Genomic DNA, 21,199 nt, shown 5'->3' on the forward strand with positions numbered 1-21,199 from the left:
CAAGATGAAAAAGTATCTGAAAATCACATTACTGGTAGTGGTAGCCGCCATCTTCATTGGGACATTCATATTCCTGTACCAGAAGTCGAAACCCCAAACAACTGTATACGAAACTGTCACCCCGGAAGTTGCCGACCTGGAAAAGACTACAGTGGCCACCGGTAAAGTAGAACCACGAGATGAAGTACTTATTAAACCACAAATATCCGGTATCATATCCGAGGTATATAAGGAGGCCGGACAAACCATCAGACAAGGTGAAGTGATCGCAAAAGTGAAAGTTATTCCGGAACTGGGCCAGTTAAACTCAGCCGAAAGCCGTGTGCGTGTAGCAGAAATCAGTGCAGCTCAGGCAGAAACCGACTTCGGACGTATCAAGAAGCTTTATAATGACAAGCTAATCAGCAAAGAGGAGTTCGAGAAAAGTGAAGTGGATATAAAGAAGGCACGCGAAGAATTGCAGACTGCAAAAGATGCATTGGAAATCATCAAAGAGGGTATCACCAAAAACAGTGCATCGTTCAGTAGCACACTGATCCGTTCGACCATCGACGGATTGATTCTGGATGTACCTATCAAAGTAGGTAACTCCGTTATTATGAGTAATACGTTCAATGACGGTACGACTATCGCCACGGTAGCTAACATGAATGACCTGATTTTCAAAGGCAAAATCGACGAAACAGAGGTTGGACGTATCCATGAAGGTATGCCGGTGAAACTGACGATCGGTGCTTTGCAGAATCTTACATTTGATGCCGAACTGGAATACATTTCTCCGAAAGGTGTGGAAGAAAACGGAGCCAATCAGTTTGAGATTAAAGCGGCCGTTCACGCACCGGATTCAGTACAGATCCGTTCCGGATATTCTGCCAACGCAGAAATCGTGCTGCAACGCGCACAGAAAGTTTTGGCAGTTCCCGAGGGTGTAATCGAATTCAGCGGTGACAGCACGTTCGTATGGGTAATGACCGATAGCATTCCCGAACAGAAGTTCGAACGTCGCCAAATAAAAACCGGTATGAGCGATGGTATCAAACTGGAAATCAAAGAAGGTCTGACCGGAAAAGAAAAAGTGAGAGCTTCGGAAAAGAAAAGTAAATAAGCCTTTATATATAAAAGAGGCATAAAGAAAATACGAATCACCAACAACGCATAATATGGGAAACAAAATATTAATTAATTTACTGATACTGACCGGACTGTCCACTTACGCTGCACAGGCACAGGAAGGATGGACTCTACGTCAGTGTATCGATTATGCCATTGAGCATAACATCAGTGTGCAGCAAACAGCAAATTCAGCCGAACAAAACAAGGTGGATGTAAACACAGCCAAATGGGCACGCCTGCCCAACCTCAGCGGTAGCGCTTCGCAAAACTGGAGCTGGGGGCGCACGGCATCACCCGTAGACAATACCTACAACGACATTAACAGCGGTAGCAGCAGCTTTAGCCTGGGTACGAACATTCCCTTATTCACCGGTCTGGAACTACCCAATCAGTACGAGCTTACGAAGCTCAACCTGAAAGCTGCAATAGAAGACTTGAATAAAGCGAAAGAGGATCTGGCCATCAATGTCACTTCTGCTTATCTGCAAGTACTCTTTAATCTGGAACTAAGTAAAGTGGCCCAGAGCCAGGTAGGCCTCAGTAAAGAGCAACTGAACCGTATCACCCGCTTGCATGAAGTAGGAAAAGCCTCTCCTGCCGAGGTTGCTGAAGCCAAAGCACGTGTTGCACAAGACGAAATGAGCGCTGTGCAGGCAGATAACAATTACCGGTTGGCTTTGCTCGACCTAAGCCAATTGCTTGAACTGCCAACTCCGGAGAACTTCGCATTGGCTGCCCCGGATACTGAGTTGGAGTTTTCTCCACTTACTTCACCGGACGATATTTATAATCAGGCCATGTTATACAAGCCCGGTATCAAAGCAGCCCAATACCGCCTTGAAGGTAGTGAAAAAAACATCCGTATAGCTAAAAGCAGCTACTATCCTCAGTTGTCCTTCTCAGCCGGATTAGGTACGAATTTCTATACAGTAAACGGTAGCGCCGGTTCAAGTTTTGGTAATCAAATGAAGAACAACCTGAATAAATATGCCGGATTCAGTTTGAATATACCTATATTCAATCGTCTGGCTACCCGCAACCGCGTACGTACGGCACGCCTGCAACAGACCAATCTGGCACTGCAATTGGACAACAGCAAGAAAGCACTGTACAAAGAAATCCAACAAGCATGGTACAATGCTGTAGCCGCCGAAAGCAAGTTTAAGTCAAGCGAATCAGCCGTAGAGGCCAATCGGGAATCTTTCCGTCTGATGAGTGAGAAATTCGATAATGGAAAAGCGACTTCGGTTGAATACAATGAATCTAAGCTGAATCTCACCAAAGCATTGTCCGACCAGATTCAAGCCAAATATGATTATCTGTTCCGTACAAAGATACTGGACTTCTATAAAGGACAGCCCATTGATTAAGAAAAGAGGTTATTATTATTGTAAGTGATAGGGGGATGTGTCATTATTCACCACAGAGTAACACAGGTTTGCACAGATAAATATCCTTAGCTATCAACAGATTAAGTTCTCTCTATGGAACTCTGTGTTACTCTGTGGTGAATAATGACACACCCCCTATCTTTTTTTACCCTGTTGCCCGCACAAAATAAAGGGCGAAATTCACATTCCACCCTTTATCAATCAAAATTACAATCTAAGAGTAAGTTACACCACGACCGGACAACTCACCCGTTTATCCCTGTACAAGTAATGTGCCAAGTATACAACTATTTAATTATCAGCACATATATAAAACAAAGAGATGTTCAGCAACGGACATATCACTTACATTAGCGGACATTTTATATCAGAAAAAAGGAAAACACACACCTTTTAATCCTCTTTTGCTTTTTTTTTCATACCTTGCAGCGCATTTAGATAATACAGAAAAATACCCAGGTACGGAATATTAGGATGGACGACTTAAATATCAACAGTTTTAATGCTCTCTATACTCTCTACTACAGAAAGTCTTTCTTGTTTGCCAGATCGTATGTACACGACGAACAGGCAGCAGAAGACATCGCTGCCGAAGCCCTGATAAAGCTATGGGAGAAGCTGAAATCTGATATTATAAATTCTCCCCAGGCTATGTTACTCACTATCCTGAAGAACAAATCACTGGATTACCTGCGTCTGGAACAGAATCCATAAAAGGAGAATCTTATTGAGGGTCCTTCGTCCGGGTATGCGAGGGTTCCTCGTATGAAATGAAAATACAGATACAGCCTGAACAGTTCAATTAACGAAAATAAAAACGACATGAGAAACATCCAACGAACCATTCTCCGGATAGCCGGGCTACTCTTCTGCCTGCCGTCCTTCTGTTCAAATCCGGTAGTTATAGGCAACAGCCGGTTCACCTTCATCACCGACCATCTGGTGCGTATGGAGTACGCACAGCAGGGACAGTTCCTGAATGACTCTACACTCTTCGCTGTCGACCGCACTCCCAGATGTACCGACGTAAAAGTGGAGAGAAAAGAGGGCAACCGCTACGTAATGACCACCCCCGTCCTGCGCATCGAGTACTACAACGACGGATTCCCCTTCGGGCAAACCAACCTGTTTGTCTACTTCAGAAACGGAGACGCACCCAAAGAGACGCGTTGGTACATAGCCAGCCGCCAAAGCCGGAACCTGCTGGGACCGGTGACCACGCTCGACGATGTAGACGGCCCCATCGACCGACAGGAAGGATTATTGAGCCGCGATGGATGGTACCTGATTAACGACACCGGCAAAGAAATCCTGAAAAACGGATGGGTCACCGAACGCGACCGCAGCCATGTACAGGATTTGTATCTGTTTGTTTACGGCAATGACTACAAGGCAGCCCTGAAATCGCTTCAGGCAGTCAGCGGTCCGTCACCGATGACCCGCAAATATGTACACGGTTCCTGGTATTGCCGCTGGTGGAATTATACGGACGAAGACTACCGTCAACTGGTACGTGAATATCGCGAACACGACTTCCCACTCGACATCATGGTGTTCGACATGGGATGGCATACGCAAAACGCCAAAGTGGGAACGGGACATGCCGGCACACGCGGCTGGACGGGTTACAGCTGGAACCGGAAACTGATTCCGGAACCGGAGAAGCTGATAAGCGACTTCAAAGACGACCATATTTACGTGGTACTGAACGAACATCCGCACGACGGTATCCGCCCGCACGAGGACAGCTACAAAGCATTCATACGTGCCCTGGGAGCAGATACGCTGAAAACCGGCGTACCCTTGTTTGACGCAGGCGACCGCAATTATATGAATGCCTTCATGAAACATGCCCATCAGGAAAGCGACTCCATGGGTGTAGCATTCTGGTGGCTCGACTGGCAACAAGATTATCTGTATCCGCTGGTACGGGGTACAAACATGAAACACCTTCCCTGGCTGAACCACATTTATTATAACTACTCGGCCGGTAACCGCCTCCGCGGCGCAGGATTCAGCCGTTGGGCAGGTTGGGGAGACCATCGCCATCCGATCCAGTTCTCCGGAGATGCCGTGGGCAACTGGGACTTGCTCCGCTTTGAGGTTGACCTGACGACTACCAGCGGCAATGCAGGCTGTTTCTTCTGGGCACACGATCTCGGTGGATTCTATGACGGAACCGATCCGGAACTCTATACCCGCTGGACACAATTCGGACTGCTGAACTCTTCACTCCGCATCCACTCGGTATATGACAAAAAACTCGACCGCCGCCCCTGGCTTTGGGGGACAGAGGCAGAAAAGGCCATGCACAGGATTTATCACCTGCGCTCGCAGCTGATGCCCTACATTTACTCCTCCGTCCGCCAGTGCCATACGGATATGTTGCCGCTCAACCGGGGCATGTACATCGAATATCCGGAAGAAGAAAAAGCCTATCAATATCCGGGACAATTCCTGTTCGGAGATCTCTTACTGGGTGCCCCCATCACTACAAAGGGCAAAGGAGAGAAGAAAACAGCTACACAAGAGGTCTGGCTGCCTGGCGGAACAAGCTGGTATAACTTCTTCACCGGCGAGAAACAAGAGGGTGGACAAGTCATAAAGACAGAAAGCCCACTGGACGAATTCCCCTTATTTATCAAAGGAGGCCATCCGCTGCCGATGCAACCATATACGGAAAGAATGTGCTCCACCCCGCTCACCGAACTGACCGTGCGTTGCTATCCGGGAGAAGAGGGAGCGGACAACACTTACACCCTGTACGAGGATGACGGACTGACGCAGGATTATCTGGCCGGCAAGTATGCCACCACCCGCCTCAACTATCAGAAGACCGGAGAACAAACAATCATCACCGTGTCGCCGGCAGAAGGAACCTATGAAGGGCAGCCCCGGAAACGTGCTTACCGGATTGAACTGCCGGGAGTCACGACACAAGCCCGCATACAGGTGAACGGTAAAAAGGTAAGAGCCACTCCGGATAAGGAATTAAACGGAATTGTAGTGCAAGTCAAGGTTACGGACATCCGTAAACCGGTTGTAATCAAGATACAGTAATAACACGAGGATGTGCCGGGAACCCGTCAGGCTGTGGCAGGCTCCCGGCACACCCTCTATATCCGATTACTGCATTCCGGCAAGTTCTCTCTTCACAATCCAGTATCCGACCCTGGACTCCGAAACACCCGTCTTCACTTTATGGTTACATACCAGTTCGTCATCTGTTATGGCAGATTCCAGGTAATAAAAGCAACAAGAATCGTCTCCATCCAGCCTCCGGGCCAGTTCTATGATATGCGTGGATATCAGGAAACGGCTGTGAACCTTCTCCCTGAGCACTTCGGTCACGGCTACCGATGCTTCAAAAGCATCCCGTGCATTGGTCCCCCTGAACAATTCGTCGAACAGCACAAAACAATGGTTACCTTCATTAATCTGTTGCAACACCTCTTTCACCCGGAGTACTTCCGCATAAAAATGACTGCGCCCATCCCTTAACGAATCCGGAAGATTGATAGAAGTAAAGATACCATCAAACACCGGACAGACCATAGAAGAAGCAGGCACCGGAAATCCGGCATGAGCCAGCCATACGGCGGACGCTATCGCTTTCAAGGTCGTGGATTTACCGGCCATATTTGATCCTGTAAAGATACAGATATTCCCATTCTCCATATCCCAGTCGTTCTTCACCGCATCTTTCACCTGAGGATGGTAAAAGTCACGAAGCACAAATTTGCCATCGGTCGTAAACGTAGGAAAACACCATCCTTTCGCAACAGCCGTACGGTGCATGGTACGGATGGCATCCAATTGATATACAATAGAAAGAAGATCAGCAATGGTATGGTTGCGCCGATAGCGGAAAATATAATCCAGTCGGTCGGTCCGGTAAAAACCGTCCTCCTGTCCGCAGGATTCTACCATTTTGCCCAACTCCGTAGCCTGATAAGTCTCCAGGACAGTAGCTACCATGCTGCGGATTAACCGGGGAGAAAGTTCGGTCACATGATCCGCAAAAATCTTCAGTTCCAGCAAAACATTTTCAAGCAACTTTGTTCCTCTCTGAATGATATAGCGTTCGGGAGTGCTTCTGAACAACCTGAAAGCACGTGATAAAACAGATTCCAGATAAGTAACCCTTGTCGGACGGTCTCCCTGACTAAGATAAAACTCTATAAAATCCAACTCTTCCCGACAAATACGTATTTCGGGGAAGTCCGGACACCGGATTGCCTCCTGCCTTTCATGCAGCATCTGCCAATCGGATATGGGATGAGTTGCCCAATCTTCCAGACACCTCTTTCCTCCGTCACTTTCCGTCATGTCAAAGAGAGAGAAAAGAGTTTTCTCTCCGTACGTACTCTCCATCACTCCTAAGTCATTGAGAGTCTGTCTATCTGTTCGTAGTTGTTTCACGGTATCTCATATGGTCGATTTCTCAAAGATAGAATATTTTTCCGGAAAGAGAACCATCCATCCTCCCGGAATTGTATAACTTTGCAGCCGATAAATCCGTAGTTTACATATCATAATGGGAAAATATCGTACGAAAGGGAGCATCGCTCTCATCATTACAGGAAGTGTCCTGATCCTTGTTCTGACAGGTTTATATTGGGGACGCAACGGAATTCTCTGCCGAATGGTTGGCAAGCGGATACTGCGCACCGAACAAAAATACGGATTATCCATCCGCTACGATGCCTTGCGAATGAAAGGGCTGAACGAAATCGAGCTGAGCAATCTTTCCGTAGTCCCTGACAAGCGGGACACCCTCCTCACCCTGCATGCCCTGAACATGCGCCTCAGCTTCTGGAAACTGCTACGCGGAAAGATCGAAGTACGCAACGTAACCGCCGACCGGCTGAAAGTTTCATTTATCAAAGCGGACAGCACAGCAAATTATGACTTCCTCTTCCTGAAAAAGGAACAGGAGGTACCGGTCGGTTCGGCACAAGCCGACTATGCCCACAGAGTGAACAGGATACTGAACCTGTTCTATGGTTTCTTACCCGAAAACGGAACACTGCGTCAAGTCGACGTCAGCGAACGGAAAGACCGTAATTTCGTAGCCATCCGCATCCCGCAATTAAGCATACGGCAAAACCATTTCAACTCCGATATCGAAGTACAGGAAGATTCGGTAAGCCAACACTGGACCACCTGTGGAGAGGTAAACCGAAGCCACCACACGCTAAAAGCCGAACTTTATGCACAGCATAAGGAGAAAATCGCCCTCCCCTATCTCAAACGCCGTTTCGGTGCGGACATTCGCTTGGATACCCTTACCTATAGCCTGACTGAATCGGAAGGAAACAGCGGTCAGATTATACTGACAGGACAAGCAGCAGTCAACGGACTTGAAGTGTATCACAAAGCTCTTTCCCCCCAAATAGTCAATCTGGACCGCGGACAAATATCCTACCGGGTTCTTGTGGGTAAAGAGTTCGCCGAACTGGACAGCACAACCTTGGTGCAATTCAACCAGATGCAGCTTCATCCTTATCTGAAAGCTGAGAAGAGAGAACACCAATGGCACTTCACAGCAGCTTTAAACAAGTCTTGGTTCCCGGCAAACGAACTCTTCGGCTCGCTCCCCAAAGGATTATTCAGCAATCTGGAAGGGATAAAGACGGACGGCGAACTGTCCTATCATTTCTTGCTGGATGTGGACTTTGCCCTACCGGACAGCCTGAAGCTGGAATCGGAATTAAAGGAGAGAAACTTCCGCATCGTGAAATACGGAACCACAGACCTTGGTAAAATGTCGGAAGAGTTTATCTATACGGCTTACGAAAACGGACAGCCGGTACGCACTTTCCCCATAGGCCCCTCTTGGGAACATTTCACGCCACTGGACAGCATCTCCCCACTATTGCAAATGTCTGTGATGCAAAGTGAAGACGGAGCCTTCTACTATCACCGGGGCTTTCTTCCCGATGCCATGCGTGAAGCATTGATACAAGACCTGAAAGTGAAACGTTTTGCCCGTGGGGGAAGTACCATCACCATGCAGCTGGTAAAAAACGTATTCCTGAACCGGAACAAAAACATCGCCCGGAAACTGGAAGAAGCCCTGATCGTCTGGCTGATAGAAACGGAACGTCTCACTTCCAAAGACAGGATGTACGAAGTATATCTGAACATAGTGGAATGGGGGCCGCTTGTCTACGGAGCACAGGAGGCTGCTGCCTACTACTTTAAAAAACGCCCGTCTCAACTGACAGCCGAGGAGTCCATCTTCCTAGCATCCATCATTCCGAAGCCCAAGCATTTCCGAAATTCGTTCACCGGTGACATGAAACTGAAAGAAAACCTGGAAGGCTATTATCGATTGATAGCCGAACGACTGGTAAAAAAGGGAGTTATCAGCGAAGCGGCGGCGGACAGTATCCGCCCGGAGATAAATGTGACCGGCGAAGCAAGGAAAGACTTGGAGAGAGACAGTATACAGTAATTTATCAGATACCAAAAGCAGAATAGGGGGGAAACTCACCACAGAGGACACAGAGGACACAGAGTGAATTTTAAGTCATTGATTAGTAAAGTTGTTAATCTGTGATAATCTATGTGGTGAAAAGGCTTTTGACACATCCCCATCCTAACTGATTTATCTGCTAAGAGAGCATTTACCGACACAGAACCGTTATTTCTTTGTTAAGTCCCCCTATACAAAGGGTATTCAGCAAACAATTCCACCGCAAAAAGTGTTTCATTGTACATTTTTTAGCCGTTTGCTATGGTAATTCAAAAATTATCACCATCTTTGTGGTGAACTATTATCAATTTTTTGTTGGCGAAACTAAGAGATACATCTCTTTGTTTTAAACTGGCTACGGGCGTATTACATGTATATGTCCGTAGCTTCAGGATAAAGACGGCTCTGCCCCCGTGTCTAATTCCGTAATGGGTTAGCATATGTTATTTCTTTGTTTCGCATCGAAATTGATATAGTTCAGCGGGTCAGCAGGGCCGTTCATTTTTCCCTGCCCGATATACGTTTGAGCTATGGGCAAACAATCTACTATCAAAATCTTGTCTTTCCACCGGCGCAGAACCAACGCAAACGGTTGGTATCGGTTGGATTTTATTTTTCAGCGAGGTAAAAAGATTCTGCATTATACACTCTCTACGCAGGATTATGAATATTCAGAGTGTTTCTNACTCTCTACGCAGGATTATGAATATTCAGAGTGTTTCTGTTCACCTTCCCATATCGAACGTGCAGACATGATTGTCTTTGTAGCCGAACTTCTTTTAGAAATTCATAAAGTGAAATATTCGTGCCTGAAACGTACACCAAGCCAGGCGTATGCCACTTCCAAATATATATCCCGGATCAATCAAATATGCAAAAAGAACCATTATCACAAAACGCCTGTCATTATAGACGGGCTATAGTACTTTGATCTTTCATAATAAATTCTCTTTTATAATTGACTTTAAATCTAAATCCGACTCACCAAACCAGTTAACTCGTCGAACCGCTGCCACTCTACCCCCCGGAGGACAGCGGTTCTTTTTCTTTCATTTAACCAGTTCACATGAATCGTTTCTCTATTCTATTTCATATTTAATCATCTAATTATCAATATTTAATCATTCATGTCGGTATCTTTATCTCGTCCCGTATACCTGGGCTTATAAGCCCGGGTATACGGACTCATGGGCACGTGTACCCGGGCTCATGGGCACGCCTGCCCGGAACCGGATGCAGATTGCACCATTTCCGGTTAAACAACAAGGGAAAACGAAATGCTTTAAGAGGTGTATTTGCTTAAGCAAGGCGTATCTTTCGGCTGATGACCAGCATTTTACGCCTTATTTTTGCCTTAAAACAGTAGGTGGAAGATGGAAGATACGGGTGGAAGATAAAGGGTTGAAAAATGCGATCTTCCACCCGGATATTTCTTTGATTATTAGAGTGATAAACGCAAAAAGATGGAAGATGGAAGATCGAAATGCAGACAAATAAAATTCGTCGAACTGACGTTATTTATCCCGGCTCCCTCTTTCCGACGAGCGGGAAGAAGAACTACGGCTACTGCCTGAAGCAGAATTTCCACTGCTGCGTCTGCTTGAAGAAGAATGCTCAGAGACTGAACTTCGGGTGCCATTATTACTCTTCACCCTCTCCTGGCTCCGGCTACTACTGCGTCTGCTATCCGTACGTTCAGGAGTCACCCTATTGGGAGTTGCCGAACTCCTCGGAGTCACCCTGTTTTTATCTCGTGAGGCAGAACTTTCCCTCCGCACATCATTCCTCCGCACATCATCTCTCCGTGCCGAATTAGGACGTATAGTTACCGTACCGAAATCGGAACGACGGTGCGTGTTATAATTCCGGTGATCTCTTATGCTGTGGGAACCGGAATAGAAATCATGCCGGTAACGTCCGCGATAATAGCTGTTATGATAGTGCGTACGATAGTGTCCGCCGCAATAACTGCTATAGTGGTAAGGCTTTCCGAAATAGAAGTGGTTATGGTTTGTATACCGGATATAGACCCGGAAGCTCCAGCCTCCGCCATTGGCGTAAATCGGGCGATAGAAATAATCCACCCCTATAAAACGCCGATACTGTGAAGCAGTCAGCACCCATCGTAAGTCATCGTTACGAATATCCAACGTGCGATAGTATTTATCGAGCGCCCACTCTTCTCCCCGCATCACATCGTCCATCAGATAACGGATGGAGTAAACAAAATCATAATTGATTTCGTATACATCATTATATTGTCCCGTACTCAGGTTCAATTCATAGGCCATCTTGTCGGTAAGGAAACGAGTCTCCTTACGAATGCGGCTATTGCTCATGGCAGCCATGCTCACACTACTTACAGCAGTGATTCCGATGGCCAGAAAGAATATCAGTACTCGTTTCTTCATATCTCAAGTCTATTTAGTTCTATTATAATTCTTCACAAAATCCTTCACAGTACTCCGATTCGACAGGAAGTCCAGTTCATCTACTGCTATGGAGAAGTTATCTTTATCCACTACACTCGGGTAAAGTATCTTCAGCACCTTAGTCCGGTCATCATCAAAGCTATAAAGTTTTATCAGTCTACGGCATTGCTCTGAAGTAAACCCGGTAGAACTCGCTGCTTTTTCGATAAAGTCCGTCCTGTCCGAGTCGAATGTTTTACTCTTTGCATCATTCAGGAAGCGGGCAAATTCATCATTTCTCATTGCCCTGTAGCTATAGGAATGCCCCACTTCCGAAGCGGAAACTGTACCGCCAATACCTAAAGAGAAAGATGGAGCGGGAGGAACAGTGGGTGCACCGTCCTTGAACGAATCCAGCCCTACGACACGGTTGTCTATAAAGTTAACGCAAATCACCGAAGGCCCTGCTTTGGAAAGGTACCCGCGATATTCCCACTCTTCCATGCCTCCATCAAAGCGTCTGTAGTTCGGTTCTCCAAGAATGGTTTTCACCTCTTGTTGCGTCATTCCTTTCTGAATACCCATCAGTTGGCTGTTCCTGAAATCTGCCAACAGGCTGGCACAACTACTCATGACAACGAGCAAGAGTAGTATTGCTGAAACATGTATCTTTTTCATAATTTATATAGGTTTTAGTTACGTTGACTATGGTATTTTCTCACAAATTCGTTCATCTTATTCTTATCGGACTGAAAGGTCAGACTCTCAATAACCAGATAAAAATTCGGTTTATCAACAATCCGCGGATACATGGCCTGCATCAGCTTTATTTTTTCACTGTCGAAACTGAACAACTTAACCAACTGGAGGCATTGATCGGAAGTAAAGCCGGTAGAGACAAGCGTAGTCTCGATCAGTTTATTGCGGTCAGAATCGAAAGACTTATCTTTCACTGTTCTCAGAAAGCGGTCGAACTCTGCACGGTTCATCACCACATCATATCCGTATCCGGGACGTGACGGACGGTCGGGGTAATCAGGACGGTCCGGACGGAAATCGGGACGATTGTCTCTACCTACCCGGATATCCCGTATGTTCATACCGGGATTTGACACCCATTCCTGAAACAACAAATCTCCTTTTACACTCTGTCCGGTGCGCGGGATATAGCGCGCGGCATATACCTCTATGCGGTGTCTGCCCGAATAGTTGGCTATGAAGCAAGTCTCTGTCGGCGTGCATATCTGTTCGCCATCCATAAAGACAAGAATCGCCTCACCTGCACTCTGGATATTTATTCCGCTGATTCTTCCGGCTTGTGCCATAAATGCAGCGAACAAGAAACAAAGGGTTATGATTACTTTTCGCATATCGTTTAGTTTTTATTGTTTTTAATATCACAAAAATAGGGTGAGGAAACTCCCCACCCTAATGATTCTGTCTATTCATACGTAGGGTTTTCCCTATTCAGTTTAGGGACGAACCAACTCGATTCCGTCTTCGTGGAGCAGGATCAGACGTTTCTTATATAAGTCGCCAACGGCTTTCTTGAATGTCTTCTTACTGACACCGAAAACATCGTAAATCTCTTCGGCAGGGCTCTTGTCATTCAATCCGATCCGTCCGCCGTGGTCTGCAATATAGTGGTAAAGTGTTTTTGAGAAATCATCAACTTTCTCAAAACCCGGTTTCTGGAGAATCAGGTCTATCTTGCCGTCTTCGCGTACCTGCTTAATATATGCTTTCAGCGTATCGCCCGTATGTAAGGTCTGAAAGATCTCACTATCATACAGCAAACCACTGTACATATTCTCAATGATCGCCTTAAACCCAAGGTCCGTCTTCTGCCAGATAAGTATGTTCACCTCTTCGCCCGGCTGATAAGGAGCTTTCTCTTTGGACAAATAGCGGTCTACCTTGGCTGAAGCTACGATGCGGAAACTTTCATCGTCAATGTAGGCATGAATGACGTATTTATTCCCTACCTGCATCTTCATCTTCTGCTCACTGAAAGGGACAAACAGGTCCTTCATCAGTCCCCAATTGAGGAAAGCTCCGAACTGATTGACCCAGGATACCTCCAGACAAGCAAACTCGCCTACTTGTACCAAAGGTGTCAGCGTAGTGGCTATCAACCGTTCTTCATTATCCAGATAGAGGAAGACGTTCAACCAGTCTCCCACCTTACAATCTTCGGGCACATAACGGGTAGGCAGCAGAATTTCGCCTTCTTCTCCGCCATCCAGATACATACCGAAATCTACCTGCTTGACTACCTCAAGCTGGTTGAATTTTCCTAATTCAATACTCATAATCTTCATTCAGTTTGTGACAAAGATAAATAAAAAACAGACGTAAGAATAATAAGCCGTCGAAAAACATATCGCTGCATCTGTTTGTTATCATCCGCAGACGATAACTTTTCATTATAGCGCAAAACTTTTTTCGATAAACAACCTGCGTTTAAACGAGTTATCTTTGCACCGGAAACAAGAAACAAAGCAATTGTCGAATTAAAAAAAGATATAAATTATGGAATTCTTAACCAACGAAAAACTTACGATCGTAGGAGCTGCCGGAATGATTGGCTCTAACATGGCACAGACTGCCCTGATGATGAAACTGACTCCGAACATTTGTCTGTATGATCCTTATGCACCCGCTTTGGAAGGTGTAGCCGAGGAGCTGTACCACTGTGCGTTCGAAGGCGTAAACCTGACTTACACTTCAGATATCAAAGAAGCTTTATCAGGTGCGAAGTACATTGTGTCATCCGGTGGTGCCGCCCGTAAAGCAGGCATGACCCGTGAAGACTTGTTGAAAGGTAACGCAGAAATCGCAGCCCAGTTTGGTAAAGATATCCGCCAGTATTGCCCGGATGTGAAACATGTGGTCGTAGTGTTCAATCCTGCCGATATCACCGGACTGATTGTATTGCTCTATGCCGGCTTGAAACCGTCACAGGTATCCACACTGGCCGCTCTGGACAGCACCCGCCTGCAAAACGAACTGGTGAAGTACCTCCATATCCCCGCATCCGAAATTGTAAACTGCCGTACATATGGCGGCCACGGAGAACAGATGGCCGTATTTGCTTCTACCACTAAAGTACAAGGTGAAGCGCTGACCAAGATCATCGATACTCCACGCATGCCTATGCAGGATTGGGAAGATCTGAAAGTACGCGTTATTCAAGGTGGAAAACACATCATTGATCTGCGCGGACGCTCTTCATTCCAAAGCCCGGCTTATCTGTCTATCGAAATGATCGCGGCAGCCATGGGCGGACAACCTTTCCGCTGGCCGGCAGGCACTTATGTATCTGACAAGAAGTTCGACCACATCCTGATGGCAATGGAAACTTCCATCACCAAAGAAGGCGTTAGCTATAAAGAAGTACAAGGTACTCCTGAAGAGCAGAAAGAAATGGAAGAGAGCTACGCTCACTTATGCAAACTGCGTGATGAAGTGATAGCTATGGGTATCCTTCCGGAAATCAATAAATGGCACGAGCTGAACAAGCATATAAATTGATGACATCATACAAAGTTTAATTAGTTGGAATACTGCCTGTCTGCCATATGCGGATGGGCAGTATTTTTAGTTTTATCCGGAAAACATCGACTTGGGCAACCGCCTCAGTAACGCTGATAACCAGCAGATTATATTTACCTGAATTTCCACTCTCTATGTAAAACCATTTATCCCGGCATGTAAAAGCATTTACCTCGGTATGTAAAGCCATTTACCCCGGTACGTAAAAGCATTTACCCCGGTATGTAAACGGAACCGGCATTCGACGTGACAGATGCCCTCCCATAGGGTACGCACTCCAATGACGCATTCTTCGGATAGAGCTATTTCCCTTTCTCTATATCAACTCCCGTCCCTGCGGGACAGAGAGCTGAAAAGCCTTACTTTTGTTTACTGTCATCGGCCGTCTCCAACTGCTTGTAATATTCTTCTTTCTCTTTATTCTTCTTCTGAATCAGGCTGGTGACATAAACAGTAAAAATCGGGAACATCATCATACCCAGTGCAGCCAGTAGCACCGAGAGTACACGTCCCGTCACGGTGACGGCAATGATGTTGGAACCAACCGTAGTCACATCCATAAATGCCCACCAGAGCGCATCTCCGTAACCGGTCACCAGCGGGTTGACTTTATGCTCAAGCACAAAGAAAGCCAGACTGGAAAAATAGACAGTGGCAAGCAGCATAGTCAAATAAGAGACAAACAGACCGGAAGCCTTATTATAAGTGAGCCAACCTACCACAATGGCCATCGCATACCCACCCCGTACTAAGGGAACGAAACGAATCATATAAGTCACTTCGGGAGAGAAAGTCCATCCCATATACGATATAATATTCTGGTAGGGTATCGCCACCAGCAGGAAAATGAAGTGTGTACTGAGATAGTGCCATTTGTTTTTCGAAAGAAACAATTCGAGAATAAAGTCGAACAGGAACAAGACACAAATCCACAACTGGACTTTCATATATACCGACTGAGTATAAAAAGGGATACCCTTGAATGTATCAATCGAAATACTGATGACCAGAAAAAGAGAAAGCAGCAGGATGATGACATGCAGAATGCCGTAGATCCCTTTCTTCCGTAAAGAAAAATCAGAAAGAGCCATTTTCATAAGCACTGATATTTTATGGGTTATCTTTAATTATGCAAAAGGAACAAGAGTCATACACGATTTGTTTGATATCGAATCAAGATCAGGAGAAAAACCGGTTTTCTCACTCTTGGCCGATGTTAATTAACCAAGTTTGACGTTAGTAAACTGAAACATCTTACGTTAAACGTTGTTATAGACACTGACTTAAAAATATTTTTCACTTAAAACCTTAACTTATGGCAAATATTAAACAAGCAGTGAAACTGGGGGTATTCACCCTGGCGATCATGAACGTAACGGCAGTAGTATCCCTACGTGGACTTCCTGCCGAGGCCGTATATGGAATGAGTTCGGCCTTCTATTATCTTTTCGCAGCTATCGTATTCCTTATTCCGACATCACTCGTTGCGGCGGAATTGGCTGCCATGTTCCAAGACAAACAAGGTGGTGTGTTCCGTTGGGTAGGCGAAGCATACGGAAAAAAATTAGGATTCCTTGCCATCTGGTTACAATGGATTGAAAGTACCATCTGGTATCCTACAGTGCTCACCTTTGGTGCTGTTTCCATAGCTTTTATCGGAATGAATGACGCACACGATATGACGTTAGCCAGCAATAAGATTTACACCTTAATCGTTGTTTTAATCATCTATTGGTTAGCCACATTCATCTCTCTCAAGGGTATGGGATGGGTTGGTAAAGTAGCGAAAGTTGGCGGACTTGTAGGAACTATTATTCCTGCAGCTCTTTTAATTATTCTCGGCATCGCTTATTTAGCAACAGGAGGACATTCCAATTTGGATTTCCACAGCAGTTTTTTCCCGGATCTCACAAACTTTGATAATGTTGTACTGGCTGCCAGCATCTTCTTGTTTTATGCCGGAATGGAGATGGGCGGCATTCATGTGAAAGACATGCAAAACCCTTCAAAGAACTATCCTAAGGCCGTATTCATCGGTGCTTTGATCACAGTTATTATCTTCGTTTTAGGAACTTTCTCACTGGGTATCATCATCCCGGCAAAAGACATTAACCTGACACAGAGTTTACTTGTAGGTTTCGATAATTACTTCAGATATATCCATGCCTCCTGGTTATCACCAATCATCGCCATCGCCCTTGCATTTGGTGTGTTGGCAGGTGTATTGACATGGGTTGCCGGTCCGTCAAAAGGTATCTTTGCCGTAGGTAAGGCCGGTTATATGCCTCCGTTCTTCCAGAAGACCAACAAACTGGGTGTACAGAAAAACATTCTGTTCGTTCAGGGTGGTGCTGTTACCGTATTGAGCCTTTTGTTTGTGGTTATGCCTTCCGTACAGAGTTTCTATCAGATTTTGTCACAGTTGACAGTTATTCTTTATCTGGTGATGTACTTGCTTATGTTCTCCGGCGCCATCTATCTGCGCTATAACATGAAGAAGGCCAACCGTCCGTTCCGTATCGGTAAGAAGGGTAATAGTTTAATGTGGATTGTAGGCGGTCTGGGCTTCCTTGGCTCATTGCTGGCATTCATCCTCAGCTTCATTCCGCCCAGCCAAATCTCTACCGGCAGCAACACTGTATGGTTCTCAGTATTGATCATCGGCGCACTGATCGTAGTGATTGCTCCGTTCATCATCTACGCAGCAAAGAAACCATCATGGGCCGACCCCAACAGTACTTTTGAACCCTTCCACTGGGAAGCACAAGCCAAACCACAAGCAGCTCCCGTTACTGCAACAGTATCCGGCCCGGCTGTAAGCGGTGCTAACACTTCCACCAATACTACTTCTGCACCGTCAGCAGGTTCTGCTCCTTCTGATAAGGACACTCCGCAAAAGTAAAGTTAAAAGGAAATATCTATCTACCTGAATGAAAGAGGTTGTATCCGGAGATTTAATCTAAATTCTACCGGATACAACCTCTTATTTCTTTGGAGAAACCATTTAGGATGTCAAAGGAAGAGTAAACCAAAAAGTGGAACCTTTTGTGACCTCCGATTCTACCCCTATCTCACCGTCCAGACTCTGTACAATGGTTTGTGAAAGGGTCAACCCCAATCCCGTTCCGGGCACTTCATGATCCAATTTAGTAAACCTATCGAATATTTTATCTTGCTCCCCCACAGGAATACCTATGCCGGTATCGGAAACATAAAAATAAACATCAGTCTCTCCGTGGGGACGACACCCGAAACGGATTTCCCCATTCTGGGTAAACTTTATCGCATTATGCACCAGATTTGTTAATATCTGTACGATACGCTGCTGTTCGGAATAAATCATCCATTCATCTGTTCCTGCTTCACAAACCAATTTTATATCGGGTTTATCTTTCAGACGAATCTCCAGAATACCATGCAAGCCACACAACAAATCGTTCACATCAAATCGGGAATAGTGAAAATCCAGACTGCCCGACTCTATTTTAGAGAGGTCAAGTACATCTGTCACAATCTGCAATAAACGATGGTTGTTTTCTGCCACAATGTCCAGGTACATCTTCTTTTCCGCGTCATCATCCGCAGAAGCCAGCAGACCGGAAAAGCCGATAATCGCATTCAACGGAGTGCGGATCTCATGACTCATATTGGCAATAAAAGCAGATTTCAGCTTTTCGGCGGAGACAGCATTTTCTTTTTCAATGCTTAGTAGCCGTTGAGTGTTTTTCAACTCAGTAATATCATAGATCGTGAGCAACATTTGTTCCTGATCTGCATCAGTCAGATAAGTTCCGGAAACAGATACATCACAAGGAATAATATGCTGATGGTCCGGACTGAACAGCCGCATGGATGCCTCCAATTTACTAAAACCTTTTTTATGGCAAAACGCATTTTCAATGGTATAACGAACCATACAACTTCCACAATTATGATGCGCTCCGCACCCTTCACTCCGAACCGCATTTTTACACTTCAACAAATCACCGACCCTATTGGAAACAGGCTCTCCAGGAATTCCGTTCAAGTCATAATAATTGGTTCTTAACACCACAAAATCACGATCTACCAACATAAAACAAGCATTCATACTATGTAAAATAGTATCTGATTCTTTTATATGAGCCATCCATTCGTTTTTTTGCAGATTCAGCTTGCTCCACAAATACCAATATTTGATACAGATAAGTAGGATAATGGCAAAAAGGATACCAATAACAATATAAGTCATCATATGCTTCTAACTGGAGATCTTATTTATTTTGTTTGTTTTGCTTTGAACATGCCGGCAGCAATCCCACCCCACATGATTTTGCCGTAAAGATAAGGAAATAGCGTTATTCATGTTATAAGAACAAACCTTTATTTTACTGAAAATGACTACATTTAAAAAAAACTTTCCTCCTAATAAATAAGGAGAGTATACAGATGGCAGATTATGTCCCCAATTAACGCCCTGTCCTATGTATAGAAACGTATCAATTAATGTCATTTTCATCAGAAATGTATATTATATCCATCTTAAAATCCGGAAGAAAAAGATGCTCTTCACCTCGTTTGAGCAAATATTTTATATTTTCTTTGCCAAACTATTGCAGTATTAAAAATTATACCTATCTTTGCACCCGCAATCACAAAGGTGCCATAGCTCAGTTGGTAGAGCAAAGGACTGAAAATCCTTGTGTCCCCGGTTCGATTCCTGGTGGCACCACTTTGCAGATAGCGGAATGTAGCGCAGTTGGTAGCGCACTACGTTCGGGACGTAGGGGTCGGGCGTTCGAGTCGCCTCATTCCGACATTCGCATAGACAAGCCGTTCAAATTGAGCGGCTTGTCTGTTTTTTTAGAAGAATAATTGAATTATATTAAAAACAACAGTTTTCCTAATCTTTCTTTCCATACAACTATCCACCTCCCAATCAGTTCTGATTCCATAGAAATATATCTTCACCTTATTTATATATCGCTTCTAATCAGAATTCAGCAATTCATAAAAACTACATAACCATTCAAGCATAGATATATTCATGCTACTATTTCTGCATATTTCCACAACATATGCTATGTTTATGTATAAAAAGAGTAAAAAAACAGCCTTTTATGCATACTATTTCCAAATTATTGCATACTTTTGCGCCATTCTTAGAATAATTATACAAGATGAAGAAGAAAGCAAACCGGTTAGATGCCATAAAAATGATTATCTCCAGTAAAGAAGTAGGTTCACAAGAAGAACTCTTGCAAGAATTAGGACAGGAAGGATTCGAACTGACACAAGCCACTCTTTCACGTGACCTGAAACAACTGAAAGTAGCCAAAGCTGCCAGCATGAATGGCAAATATGTATATGTATTGCCCAATGACATCATGTACAAACGGGTTGGCGACCAAAGTGCCAGTGAAATGTTAATGAATAACGGATTCATCTCCCTTCAGTTCTCCGGAAATATTGCAGTAATCAAAACCCGCCCCGGATACGCGAGCAGCATGGCTTACGACATTGATAACCGTGAGTCGGATACCATTCTGGGAACGATTGCCGGAGACGATACCATCATGCTGGTGCTGCGCGAAGGAGTGACTCCCACTGCCGTACGAAGTTTCTTGTCTCTCATTATTCCGAATATCAACTAACTAACAACAATTATACTCTACACTAAATCAAAAATGGACACTCAACAAATAGATGTTATGGTAGCCGACGCCTCGCATGAGGTTTACGTTGACACTATTTTGGAGACAATCAGAAACGCAGCAAAAGTACGCGGAACCGGAATAGCAGAACGTACACATGAGTACGTAGCCACCAAAATGAAAGAAGGAAAAGCAATCATAGCCCTCAGTGGAGATGTGTTTGCCGGATTTACTTATATTGAATCATGGGGAAACAAACAATACGTTGCTACATCGGGATTGATTGTACATCCCGACTTCCGGGGATTAGGATTGGCCAAACGTATCAAACAGGCCTCTTTTCAGTTGGCTCGTTTACGATGGCCGAGAGCTAAAATATTCAGTTTGACCAGTGGGGCGGCCGTGATGAAAATGAACACGGAACTGGGATATGTACCGGTCACATTTAATGAACTGACCGATGACGAAGCTTTCTGGAAAGGATGTGAAGGTTGCACTAACCATGAAATCCTGGTGGCAAAGAATCGTAAATTCTGTATTTGCACCGCCATGCTATATGATCCGGCAGATCCGCATAACATTAAAAAGGAACAAGAAAGAAATAACATTTAAAAA

At 45.0% G+C, this 21,199-nt stretch carries 17 protein-coding genes, 2 tRNA genes and 1 pseudogene; 12 read left to right on the plus strand and 8 right to left on the minus strand.

From position 1 onward, the window contains the following. Positions 1–4 precede the first annotated feature (4 nt). From JZY04_RS16995 to JZY04_RS17010, 4 genes and pseudogenes are all read left to right on the plus strand, one after another. Entirely contained in the window at positions 5–1,105 is a 1,101-nt protein-coding gene (locus tag JZY04_RS16995) for an efflux RND transporter periplasmic adaptor subunit (RefSeq protein WP_005810704.1), read from the plus strand. 55 nt (positions 1,106–1,160) lie between these two features. Continuing rightward, positions 1,161–2,483, plus strand: coding sequence for a TolC family protein (locus tag JZY04_RS17000; RefSeq protein ID WP_122141471.1), 1,323 nt, complete (start codon positions 1,161–1,163; stop codon positions 2,481–2,483). Between the two features lie 343 nt (positions 2,484–2,826). Then, positions 2,827–3,212, plus strand: a pseudogene (locus JZY04_RS21565) (sigma factor); the annotation flags it as partial. Positions 3,213–3,326: 114 nt separating this feature from the next. After that, complete coding sequence (locus JZY04_RS17010) at positions 3,327–5,564, plus strand: glycoside hydrolase family 31 protein (protein WP_122141469.1); 2,238 nt, start codon at positions 3,327–3,329, stop codon at positions 5,562–5,564. 66 nt (positions 5,565–5,630) lie between these two features. On the opposite strand, the gene JZY04_RS17015 is transcribed toward JZY04_RS17010, so the two are convergent. After that, a complete protein-coding gene (locus tag JZY04_RS17015; protein ID WP_220395633.1) occupies positions 5,631–6,878 on the minus strand; it encodes a MutS family DNA mismatch repair protein in 1,248 nt (415 codons plus the stop codon). A gap of 163 nt (positions 6,879–7,041) precedes the next feature. On the opposite strand from JZY04_RS17015, the gene JZY04_RS17020 reads away from it, so the two are divergent. Then, complete coding sequence (locus JZY04_RS17020; protein WP_122141467.1) at positions 7,042–8,964, plus strand: biosynthetic peptidoglycan transglycosylase; 1,923 nt, start codon at positions 7,042–7,044, stop codon at positions 8,962–8,964. 551 nt (positions 8,965–9,515) lie between these two features. After that, on the plus strand, positions 9,516–9,908 hold the full coding sequence (locus JZY04_RS17025) for a hypothetical protein (protein ID WP_220577439.1): 393 nt from the start codon (positions 9,516–9,518) through the stop codon (positions 9,906–9,908). Positions 9,909–10,499: 591 nt separating this feature from the next. Here the strand turns inward: JZY04_RS17025 and JZY04_RS17030 are convergent. From JZY04_RS17030 to JZY04_RS17045, 4 genes are all read right to left on the minus strand, one after another. Then, positions 10,500–11,396: a hypothetical protein gene (locus tag JZY04_RS17030; RefSeq protein ID WP_122141465.1), complete on the minus strand. Its 897-nt coding sequence runs from the start codon at positions 11,394–11,396 to the stop codon at positions 10,500–10,502. A gap of 9 nt (positions 11,397–11,405) precedes the next feature. Continuing rightward, the gene (locus tag JZY04_RS17035) at positions 11,406–12,074 is read right to left on the minus strand and encodes a DUF4476 domain-containing protein (protein WP_005810718.1); all 669 of its coding nucleotides are present in this window, start codon (positions 12,072–12,074) and stop codon (positions 11,406–11,408) included. A gap of 14 nt (positions 12,075–12,088) precedes the next feature. Beyond that, a complete protein-coding gene (locus JZY04_RS17040) occupies positions 12,089–12,766 on the minus strand; it encodes a DUF4476 domain-containing protein (protein ID WP_122141464.1) in 678 nt (225 codons plus the stop codon). Positions 12,767–12,868: 102 nt separating this feature from the next. Then, a complete protein-coding gene (locus tag JZY04_RS17045; protein ID WP_005810722.1) occupies positions 12,869–13,708 on the minus strand; it encodes a S1 RNA-binding domain-containing protein in 840 nt (279 codons plus the stop codon). 220 nt (positions 13,709–13,928) lie between these two features. Between JZY04_RS17045 and JZY04_RS17050 the strand changes: the two genes are divergently transcribed. Next, on the plus strand, positions 13,929–14,930 hold the full coding sequence (locus JZY04_RS17050; protein ID WP_005778865.1) for a malate dehydrogenase: 1,002 nt from the start codon (positions 13,929–13,931) through the stop codon (positions 14,928–14,930). 16 nt (positions 14,931–14,946) lie between these two features. On the opposite strand, the gene JZY04_RS17055 is transcribed toward JZY04_RS17050, so the two are convergent. Continuing rightward, positions 14,947–15,141: a hypothetical protein gene (locus JZY04_RS17055; protein WP_122141463.1), complete on the minus strand. Its 195-nt coding sequence runs from the start codon at positions 15,139–15,141 to the stop codon at positions 14,947–14,949. A gap of 169 nt (positions 15,142–15,310) precedes the next feature. Beyond that, complete coding sequence (locus tag JZY04_RS17060) at positions 15,311–16,048, minus strand: potassium channel family protein (RefSeq protein ID WP_122141462.1); 738 nt, start codon at positions 16,046–16,048, stop codon at positions 15,311–15,313. 218 nt (positions 16,049–16,266) lie between these two features. Here JZY04_RS17060 and gadC point away from each other — a divergent pair, with 218 nt between their 5' ends. Further along, entirely contained in the window at positions 16,267–17,853 is a 1,587-nt protein-coding gene (gadC, locus tag JZY04_RS17065; protein WP_122141461.1) for a putative glutamine/gamma-aminobutyrate antiporter GadC, read from the plus strand. A 102-nt stretch (positions 17,854–17,955) separates the two neighbouring features. On the opposite strand, the gene JZY04_RS17070 is transcribed toward gadC, so the two are convergent. Then, on the minus strand, positions 17,956–19,185 hold the full coding sequence (locus JZY04_RS17070) for a HAMP domain-containing sensor histidine kinase (RefSeq protein WP_122141460.1): 1,230 nt from the start codon (positions 19,183–19,185) through the stop codon (positions 17,956–17,958). A gap of 404 nt (positions 19,186–19,589) precedes the next feature. Here JZY04_RS17070 and JZY04_RS17075 point away from each other — a divergent pair. The 4 genes from JZY04_RS17075 (at position 19,590) to JZY04_RS17090 (ending at position 21,196) form a co-directional block, all read left to right on the plus strand. Next, positions 19,590–19,662 (plus strand) — tRNA-Phe (locus JZY04_RS17075). 12 nt (positions 19,663–19,674) lie between these two features. Then, a tRNA-Pro gene (locus JZY04_RS17080) sits at positions 19,675–19,747 on the plus strand. A gap of 363 nt (positions 19,748–20,110) precedes the next feature. Further along, positions 20,111–20,584, plus strand: coding sequence for an arginine repressor (locus JZY04_RS17085; RefSeq protein ID WP_005778877.1), 474 nt, complete (start codon positions 20,111–20,113; stop codon positions 20,582–20,584). Positions 20,585–20,617: 33 nt separating this feature from the next. Beyond that, a complete protein-coding gene (locus tag JZY04_RS17090) occupies positions 20,618–21,196 on the plus strand; it encodes a GNAT family N-acetyltransferase (protein WP_005778879.1) in 579 nt (192 codons plus the stop codon). Positions 21,197–21,199 lie beyond the last annotated feature (3 nt).

Origin of the sequence: Bacteroides sp. 11BF, assembly GCF_019633765.1 — a bacterium.
In the GTDB taxonomy this organism is placed as follows: domain Bacteria; phylum Bacteroidota; class Bacteroidia; order Bacteroidales; family Bacteroidaceae; genus Bacteroides; species Bacteroides hominis.